We start from the raw sequence: 9,562 nt of genomic DNA, 5'->3' as shown, positions 1-9,562 counted from the left end.
TGGGGCTGGTTGTCATCTGTGGTCCTGCCATTGAGGAGCATGCCTTTGCTGTCGCCGACATCGTCCAGAGCGCTGGTGATGTAAGGAGTCACCGGGCCAGTGCCGTCGTTGACGATGAAGTCGAGCGGTGCACTGGTGTAGCCGTCAGCGCTAACGGTCAAGCTGTGCTCGCTATTACTCAGCGTCGGGGTAGTGAAGGTCCAGTTGCCGTTGCTGTCGGCCTCGGTCTGGCCAATCAGCACGCCATTGTCATAGATCGACACGATGGAACCGGCGCCGGCCTGGCCCATTAGCTGGGGCCGGTTGTCATCTGTGGTCCTGCCACTCTGGATCATGCCTTTGCTGGTACCAACATCGTCCAGCGCGGCTATGATGGTAGGTGTTACGCCACTTGCAGCGAGTTGGTCGAACAGATCATCCGACGGTTTAGCAGGTTCGATATGTTTCATGATTACCATTGCAGTCAATAAAAAGGCGCCTGACAGACTCGATCGGGTTGGGCCTGTCACGTTGAGAAACAGAAGTTTTTTAAGTTTTTGTTTCGGCGTAGGAAGTATCGCGTGGATGTTTGGGAAGCCTCTTTCGGACCGGCCTGTTTGCGCTGTAGGAGGATTCATCGGCAAGAGAAGGAAGCCTCCTGCTAGTTGGGCCAATCATGCAAGCAGTGCCGGGCTTCGTATCCACCAACCGAGCGTCGTCTGGTGGTAGCGCTTATGTAGCGCGCTGTTGTGAGCCGTGCTGTCCAGAGTGGTCGCCCAATGTGCAAGAGCGAACCCATGGACACCTCACTCGATGAACAACTGAACAGCCTGCTCAATACCCATATCGGGCAAGACCACCTGCGCACTCCTTTGCTCAATCGCCTGCAGAGCCTGGTCGATGCCGTTGCCCAGACAATGCTCGCGCAGCAGAGCCTGGCGGCAGGGGCACCGCTGCTCCAGTCTCTCGATCACCAAGCCCGGGCGCAGCTGCAAACGGACACCGACCTTTATTGGAGTGACCTGGCCCCTGGCACCGTGTTATCGCGGTTACAGCACGCAGAGGCGCTGCGCGCCGAAGACCTGATGCATCGCGCCCAGTTGCTGGCAGCGTTGGGCGAAGTGACCGAGGCCGGGCGCAGGCTGTTGCTGGACGCTCTGCAGCCAGGCGAGGACGCCGTACTGCTGGTGTGCAGCACGGTAACGCTGCTGGCCAGCGACGGCACACACGCCATGCTGCCCGGCGCCGAGTTGATCGAGCGCCGGGGTGGAGGACGCTGTTTGCTGGTGTGCCCTGGGCTGGAACAGCAGTTGTTCGAGTTCGGCTGCGCCACCGAGGCTGGACGTGGTCTGATCGAGTATCTGTTTTCCGCCCAGGGCCACGTGCTGCGGCAGCGCCTGGCCTTGCAGTTCTCGGCAAACGGCCTATCGGGCCTTTCCACAAGCCTGGGCGCCAGGGTGCGTTTCGTTCCACACACAGCGCGCGTACTCGAACATGGTTTGCGGACCAGTATCGCCAGCCAAGTGGTGGCCCAGGCCGAAGCTGGATCACCGCCTGAATACAGTGAGTCAGGGCAGCGATCGGCACACTTCTGGCTTCCTCTGCCCAAGGCCATCAGTGCCGTGGTGGCTGCTGCCATCAGGGCGGATGGCGAGCGCCAACGGGCGCTGCTGACCTTTGGCGGCATCACGCCGGATATCGCCACGGCGCTGCTCAAAGAGAAGCTGGATGCCTGCGAAGGAGGTGTCCAAGGGTATGCAGGTGATGCCCTGGACAGCCCTGAACACAAGCATTACCGCCAGCTCCACGGTGCCTGGCAAGCGGCGCAAGGCAAGACTCGACAGCTGCTCGAGGCACTGACCACAGAGGCGTCCTGGCCTACCCGTGCATTCTGGGCCCACGACAGGGGGCAGGGCCTGTCGCGCCAGCATTCGCTGGCGCTGGAACTGAGCAACGCCCTGCGCCATGACGCCGGGCTGCAAGTCTGCGAGGGCACGCTTGCGGAGGCCGACCTTGAGCGGATACTGGAGGTCGTGAATCAGCCGGACGCTCACCTGCGGGGCGCGGAGGGTACGGTGGTCGCCGAATTGGCGGTGGGCGAGGCGACCTATGCCTGCACGCTGCCTGGAGCCTACATCATCGCTGCGGCCAGCGTGTGGGTGAACACCGAACAGGTCGTGCCTGCGCTGCTGTTCCAGACAGGAGAGAGCGGTGGCGTGCGTCGCTTCGCTTCGCTCGAGCAACTGTTGCAGTGCGTCACGGCCAGTCTGCGTGACCCCACCTTCACCGCGCTCTGGGCGCGCTTCCCTGCTGATACGCAGAAACGCCTGGCACCGCTGCTGGCGCTGGAAAAACTGCCACTGGTGACCACGCCGGTCGAAGGAGACTGGATCGACAGCCACCTTCGCGCGACGATCGATCGGTACGATCAGGCAGCAGCGCAGATGCCCGATGACCAAGGCCGGCAGCGTCTGCGAGAGGAGCTGGCGAGCGCATTGCGGCAACCGGCGCACGGCATACGAGAAACAGCCATCGGCCATATCGCTGAGCAGCGCCGTCTGCAGGCCGTGTTGCAGGCGTTGCCTCGCTGGCTGGCGACAGCGGGGCAGACCCAGCGAAACCACTATGCCGGCCTGCTCGATGACTACAACCGGCTGGCGGCGGGCCAGGAGGCGTATCTGCAAGGTCGGCCGACCACGATCCGGGCCTTCGCGGCCGATCTGCTCGAAACACGGCTCAGGGCCGACCTGAAGCAGAGCATCGATCCCGAGCGACTGCTGCTGAGGCTGCCCGACAGTGTCGAGGTCAAGGCGGTGCCCAATGTGCCCTCGCAGATTCAGGTGCCCAGCGCTGCGCATTCCACGATCAGCATCGTCGAATTGGCCTTGCTCAATATCGACCGGCAGATGACCTTGCGCCTGAGGTATGCGCAATGGGTGCATCGAGACACCGGTGCCGAGGTGAGCATGGCCGGCCTGGACATCCCCTACTTGCGCAGGTTGGTGCTTGAACTCGATGTGGCCCGGCGTTATCGGGAAAACGTCCAGGCGCTGTTCACCATCGCTGCGGGTGCGTCGGCCAGGCCCGCGCTGCACGGGCAGATCATGGCGCTGCCCTACAGCGCGGCATTCAGGCTGCAGGCGTTTGGTGCCTGGTGTCAGGGTTGGCTGACCGAGCAGGCCTGGCAGATGCTGGAAAGGGCGGCGCAGTGCAGGTCCGCCGCCGCGCAAGCGGCGCTGGGGGTGTCACTCGGCGCGGTCACCCTGAGCCTTGGGCCCGGCCAGGCGGACTTGTCCAGCGGCCTGCTGCTGATCCAGGCACCCGCCCAAGGCCTTCACTGCCTGTACCTGCCCGATGTGCCGCACGGCGCTCACTTCATCCAGGCAACCAGTGTTCAAGGCCTGCGCGACAGCCTGTTGTTGCGCCTGCGCAGCGCATCGGTGCGCCGGTGGTTGGCGGGGCAAGCGGGCGTCGGCCAACCCACGGCCGCGCGCGAAAGCTACATCGAGCAGGCTTATCAACGCAGCTATGGCCGCTTCATCAAGTTTTCCCCGTTGGCCGATCCTGTCTGGCCGTTGGCGACCAAACTGCTGCGCGATCACCGATCGAAGCTGCTCGATGATGCCAGCCTCATCTCTCGCAGCCGCGAGGATGTGCGTACGGCTTTCGCGCGGCAACTGCGCGAGGGTGGTCAACAGTTATTGATGTCCGGGCTTGCCTACCTGCCGGGTATCGGTACGCTGATGCAGCTCAGCGACGGCTGGCATGACGCCAGGCAGGCGGTGCAGGCCTTTGCGGGCAGTGACCCCGCGCTGGGCTTGCGCCGCCTGGCATCGGCCGAACTCAACTTCGGTTTCGCCCTGCTGTCATTTCTGCCGGGGATGGCGGCTGCCAAAGTCGCGCGCAGCAGTTTGAAGCCGCGCCAGGGCCTGCGCCCGGCTGCGCTGCAGGTAAGCCCGCAGCGAACGCGGCTCGACGGTTTCGCAGGCCACGAGACGTCGGTCAGCCTGGTCGGCGCCAGGCTCCAGCGCGGACCCGACGCCGGTACCTGGAAACAGGGCGGCAAGCTCTATCTCTGGCAGGATGGCCAGGCCTACGAAGTGTTTCGTCGCCGCGGCGAACTCACTTTGCGCCTGCGTCGAACCGCAGCCAACAACCACGAACATCCGGTTCGCCCAGGCCCCGATGGACGCTTCGTCACTCATCTGGATACCGGTTTACGCGCCGGCGGCCGCTCGCGTGCAGGAAGCAGCACCGGGGCCACTGCCGACCCCAGCGCCATGGGCGACTACCTGATCGTACCGGATGATCGTCCGGTCATGAGCCAGGTACTGGCCCGAGGGGGGCGCTACAACCTCGATGAAATGGCTGCGTCGCTGCAGGCCACGCCGGGGGATGCAGCCCGCAGTCGGTTCTTCGCCCAGCGCCGGCAGTTGTTGCAGGACGCCGATGCCTACCTCGAGCACACACCGCGCGAACCGCGCGTGCCGCTGCCGGTGCTGGCCAGCGACGTTCAACCTGCTGCCTTGATTGCCGCCGTGTATGAAAACGCCAATGGCCTGGTGGTGGGGGAAGCCCATTCCTCGGCAGCCTCCAAGCGGTTTCTGATCGACAACTTCGCGACGCTTGCAGCCACTGGCGTGAAGACCTTGTACTTCGAGCATCTGCCGATGGATTTCCTGGCCGACGACCTCAAAGCCTTCAATGGCAGCGGCGTCATGACACCGGCGTTGAAAGCCCGGTTGCAGTCGCTCGACACCGGCCACAAAGTGGACGCGGGGCAGCCTTTCACCTTCGAGCAGGTGGTGGTCAAGGCCCACGACGCCGGTCTGCAGGTGGTCAGCCTCGATTGCGCTGCCAGCTGGTATGCCAAGGGCGTGATGGACGCGCGCAGCACGGCGCGTCAGCGCATGTTCAGCTACCTGGCGACCCGGGTCATTGCCGACCATCAGCACGCCACGGGCGAGCACAACTGGGTGGCGCTGGTGGGCAACAGTCACGCCAACACCTTCAAGGGCACGCCAGGCCTGGCCGAACTCAACAAGGCCATCGGGGTACGGGTCAGTACGCCGGATGCCGGCGGCAGACCTGGCCTGCGTTCAGATCCGGGCTTCGAGACCCATTTCAATCAGGGCATGGTCAAAGCCGACTTTCTGCTGGAGCTGGAAGTACCCACCCAGCATCTGCGTCCGTCGGCTGGCACTGGCGAGCTCACTGCGTCGCAGCTAGCTTTGGCCACCGAGATGGAAGCCTTGCTGACCCACACGCCCGTCGGTCTGCAACCGGCGCCGCCGCGGTTGATTCATCCCGGCTCCTTCTACCTGCAGAAGGTAGAAGGCAAGCGCCAGGTGGTGCACCTGAGTCGCGACGGCAACATCTACCACACGCCCGTCGAGAAGACGCTGGGCCGCTACTGGTTGTCGCGGCCCAGTTGGGACAAGGTCCATGGACGCAGATTCTGGACACTGCAGGGCCTGCTGGCGGCCATGGCCGAGCAGAACCTGAGCCTCGTGCAGCCCTGAATACCGACCGGTGCGCCTGATGGAGAGGTAAAAAAAACGCCACCGCGGCGCAGGCCGGGGTGGCGTTTTACTTCGTGACGGCGTTAGCCGATGCTCATCAAGCTCGCGTTACCACCGGCGGCGGCGGTGTTCACGCTCAGCGCGCGCTCGATCACCAGGCGCTCCAGGCAGATGCCGGTTTCACCCTGCGACAGGCCATGCACACCAACGATGGCGCCGCTGCGCTTGGCGATCTGCTCGCACACCGCGCGCAGCTGGTCGGAGTCGCCGTGATGCAGTACGGCATCGAAGTGCACCTCGTCCTTGTTCCACTCCGGCACCAACTGGATGCGCGCCTGCACTTCCTTGGGCAAACGCCCGCGCACGGCCTTGCCCAGCTCGTTGTCGGGCACTACCGCTCTGGAGCCCACGGCCATCACCGCTGCCAGCTGCGCCAGCAGGTCGGCTTCGGTGTCGGCCAGGCACAGCACGTGCTCGCGCGGCAGAATGGTGTAGCTGTTACGCTCGCCGGTGGGGCCATCGAGCAGCCGGCTCACGCCGCTCTGCGACTGGGCGGCGAAGTCGCTGCACAGTTGCGCCAGTTCGGCTTGCTGGTTGCTCGAAGCCCAGGCTTGCAGGGCCTGCAACGGTTTGCCCAGGGCGTCACGCAGACGCACGTCCGGCGCCGTACCGGCATCGGTGCGGGCGAAGGACTGGGCGATGGCGTCGTTTGGCCGGGTCGACAGCAGGCGGTACAGGTACAGCGGACCACCGGCTTTCGGGCCGGTGCCCGACAGGCCTTCGCCGCCGAACGGCTGCACGCCCACCACAGCGCCAACGATGTTGCGGTTGACGTAGACGTTACCGGCATGAACGTTGTCGATCACCTTGGCGATGGTTTCGTCGATGCGTGTGTGCACGCCCAGGGTCAGGCCATAGCCGGAAGCATTGATCTGGCCGATCAACTGGTCCAGGTCGCGACGCTTGTAGCGCACTACGTGCAGCACCGGCCCGAAGATTTCGCGCTGCAACTCGTCGAAGCTTTCCAGCTCGATCAGGGTCGGCATGACGAAAGTGCCGCGCTTGATTTCGGCACTGTCGGCTATGGCCATCTGGTACACGTCGCGGCCTTTGTCGCGCATGCCCTGGATGTGTTTCTCGATACCGGCCTTGGCCTCGGCGTCGATCACCGGGCCAATGTCCACGTTCAGGCGCTCGGGGTTGCCCAGGCGCGCTTCGGCCATGGCGCCCTTGAGCATTTCGATCACACGGTCGGCCGAGTCTTCCTGCAGGCACAGCACGCGCAGGGCCGAGCAGCGCTGGCCGGCGGAGTCGAAGGCCGAAGACACGACATCGATCACTACCTGTTCGGTCAGCGCCGAGGAATCGACGATCATTGCGTTCTGGCCACCGGTTTCGGCGATCAGCGGAATCGGACGACCTTGCGAGTCCAGGCGCCCGGCGATGTTGCGCTGCAGCAACCGCGCCACTTCGGTGGAGCCAGTGAACATCACGCCCTTGACGCGCTCGTCGCCCACCAGCCGTGCGCCCACGGTTTCACCGCGGCCCGGCAGCAGTTGCAGCACGCCTTCGGGGATACCGGCTTCGAGCAGCAGGCGTACGGCCTGAGCGGCCACCAGCGGGGTCTGCTCCGCCGGCTTGGCCAGCACCGGGTTACCAGCGGCAAGGGCCGCAGCGACCTGGCCACTGAAGATCGCCAGCGGGAAGTTCCACGGGCTGATACACACCACCGGACCCAGCGGCCGATGGGCGTCGTTGCTGAAATCGTTGCGCGCCTGCACCGCGTAGTAGCGCAGGAAATCCACGGCCTCGCGAACCTCGGCGATGGCGTTGGCGAAGGTCTTGCCGGCTTCGCGGGCGAGCAGCCCCATCAGCGGCTGGATCTCGGCTTCCATCAGGTCTGCGGCACGCTCCAGCACGGCGGCGCGTTCGGCCGGCGGCGTGGCCTGCCAGATCGGGCCGTTGATCAGTGCGCACTGGATCGCGTTGTCGACGTCGGTGACCGTGGCTTCCTGAACATGGCCGACCACGTCGCGCAGGTCGGACGGGTTCAGCACCGGCTGGGCCGGTTCGTTGCTGGCCTCGCAGCCCAGCATCGGCAGGGCTTTCCAGTCGGTGTGGGCAGTGGCCAGCAGGGCCGACGACAGCGACGCGAGGCGATGCTCGTTGGCCATGTCGATACCGGCCGAGTTGGCCCGGTCGCTGCCGTACAGGTCACGCGGCAGCGGAATGCGCGGATGAGGCAGGCCGAACTGGCCCTCCTGGGTCGCCATCCGCTCGATGGTGGCCAGCGGGTCGGCGACCAGCTCCTGGATGGAAATGGACTGGTCGGCGATCCGGTTGACGAACGAAGTGTTGGCGCCGTTTTCCAGCAGGCGGCGGACCAGGTAGGCGAGCAGTGTTTCGTGGGTGCCGACCGGTGCATACACGCGGCACGGACGGTTCAGCTTGCCATCGGCGACCTTGCCCACGACCTGTTCGTACAGCGGTTCGCCCATGCCGTGCAGGCACTGGAATTCGTACTGGCCGGGGTAATAGTTCTGACCGGCAATGTGGTAGATGGCCGCCAGCGTATGGGCGTTGTGGGTCGCGAACTGCGGGTAGATGACTTCCGGCACCGACAGCAGTTTGCGCGCGCACGCCACGTAGGACACGTCGGTGTACACCTTGCGCGTGTACACTGGATAGCCTTCCAGCCCCTCGACCTGGGCACGCTTGATTTCGCTGTCCCAGTAGGCGCCCTTCACCAGGCGGATCATCAGGCGATGACGGCTGCGCCGAGCCAGGTCGATGACGTAGTCGATCACGTACGGGCAGCGCTTCTGGTAGGCCTGGATGACGAAACCGATACCGTTCCAGCCGGTCAGTTGCGGCTCGAAGCACAGACGCTCGAGCAGGTCCAGCGACAGCTCCAGGCGGTCGGCTTCCTCGGCGTCGATGTTCAGGCCGATGTCGTAGTGCTTGGCCAGCAGAGTCAGCGACAGCAGGCGCGGGTACAGTTCTTCCATGACGCGCTCGTACTGCGCGCGGCTGTAACGCGGGTGCAGCGCCGACAGCTTGATGGAGATGCCCGGACCTTCATAGATGCCGCGACCATGGGAGGCCTTGCCGATCGAATGGATCGCCTGCTCGTAGGAGGCCAGGTATTTCTGCGCGTCGTGCTCGGTCAGCGCCGCCTCGCCGAGCATGTCGTAGGAGTAGCGGAAACCCTTGTTCTCGAACTTGCTGGCATTGGCCAGCGCTTCGCCAATGGTTTCGCCAGTGACGAACTGTTCGCCCATCAAGCGCATGGCCATATCGACGCCCTTGCGGATCATCGGCTCGCCGCTCTTGCCGATGATGCGGCTGAGCGACGACGACAGGCCCGATTCGTTGTGCGTCGACACCAGCTTGCCGGTCAGCAGCAAGCCCCAGGTTGCCGCGTTGACGAACAGCGAGGGGCTGTTGCCCAGATGCGGGTGCCAGTTGCCGGTGCTGATCTTGTCGCGGATCAGGGCGTCACGCGTGCCCTTGTCGGGGATGCGCAGCAGCGCCTCGGCCAGGCACATCAAGGCCACGCCTTCCTGGGAGCTGAGCGAGAACTCCTGCAGCAGGCCCTGAACGATGCCGGCACGGCCACCGGCGCTTTTCTGATTGCGCAGCTTCTCGGCGATGCGCGCGGCCAGCTTGTTGGTGGCTTCGGCCATGTCGGCCGGCAGGCGCGCCTGCTCCAGCAGCATCGGCACTACTTCAGGCTCGGGGCGGCGATAGGCGCCGGTGATCGCGGCGCGCAGTACCGACTGCGGCAGAATGCTTTCGGCGAATTCAAGGAAGCACTGATGGGCATGGTCGGGCTGGATGTCGCCCGCATCGTCATTGCCACTCACCCCGGCGCCGGTCAGTTCGGTCAGCGTCGCGCCGCCTTCCAGCTTCTCCAGGTAGTTGAAGATCGCCTGCTTGATCAACCAGTGTGGAGTGCGGTCGATGGACTGCGCGCAAGCCTTGAGGCGTTCGCGGGTCGGGTCGTCCAATTTGACGCCCAGGGTGGTGGTTGCCATTTCTTGTCCTCATCAGGGCCACGG

Annotated in this window: 3 protein-coding genes; 1 reads left to right on the top strand and 2 read right to left on the bottom strand. The window is 64.7% G+C overall.

Going from position 1 to position 9,562, the window contains the following annotated elements; genetic code table 11:
* Nucleotides 1–449 (bottom strand): Ig-like domain-containing protein (locus IFT80_RS21060; RefSeq protein ID WP_192138303.1); only part of this gene is annotated, 449 nt, incomplete at its 3' end.
* A gap of 327 nt (nucleotides 450–776) precedes the next feature.
* Between IFT80_RS21060 and IFT80_RS21055 the strand changes: the two genes are divergently transcribed.
* A complete protein-coding gene (locus IFT80_RS21055; RefSeq protein WP_192138302.1) occupies nucleotides 777–5,501 on the top strand; it encodes a membrane-targeted effector domain-containing toxin in 4,725 nt (1,574 codons plus the stop codon).
* Nucleotides 5,502–5,584: 83 nt separating this feature from the next.
* Here IFT80_RS21055 and putA read toward each other — a convergent pair whose 3' ends face one another.
* Nucleotides 5,585–9,538, bottom strand: coding sequence for a trifunctional transcriptional regulator/proline dehydrogenase/L-glutamate gamma-semialdehyde dehydrogenase (putA, locus tag IFT80_RS21050; RefSeq protein ID WP_192138300.1), 3,954 nt, complete (start codon nucleotides 9,536–9,538; stop codon nucleotides 5,585–5,587).
* Nucleotides 9,539–9,562 lie beyond the last annotated feature (24 nt).

The sequence above is a fragment of the Pseudomonas sp. CFBP 8771 genome (genome assembly GCF_014841695.1).
Classification (GTDB): domain Bacteria; phylum Pseudomonadota; class Gammaproteobacteria; order Pseudomonadales; family Pseudomonadaceae; genus Aquipseudomonas; species Aquipseudomonas baltica.
This window is presented reverse-complemented; position numbering and strand designations above follow the sequence as displayed.

Coding starts and splice junctions, on each gene's coding strand:
- IFT80_RS21055 (WP_192138302.1), top strand. CDS start 777: ATGGACACCTCACTCGATGAACAACTGAACAGCCTGCTCAATACCCAT.
- putA (WP_192138300.1), bottom strand. CDS start 9,538: ATGGCAACCACCACCCTGGGCGTCAAATTGGACGACCCGACCCGCGAA.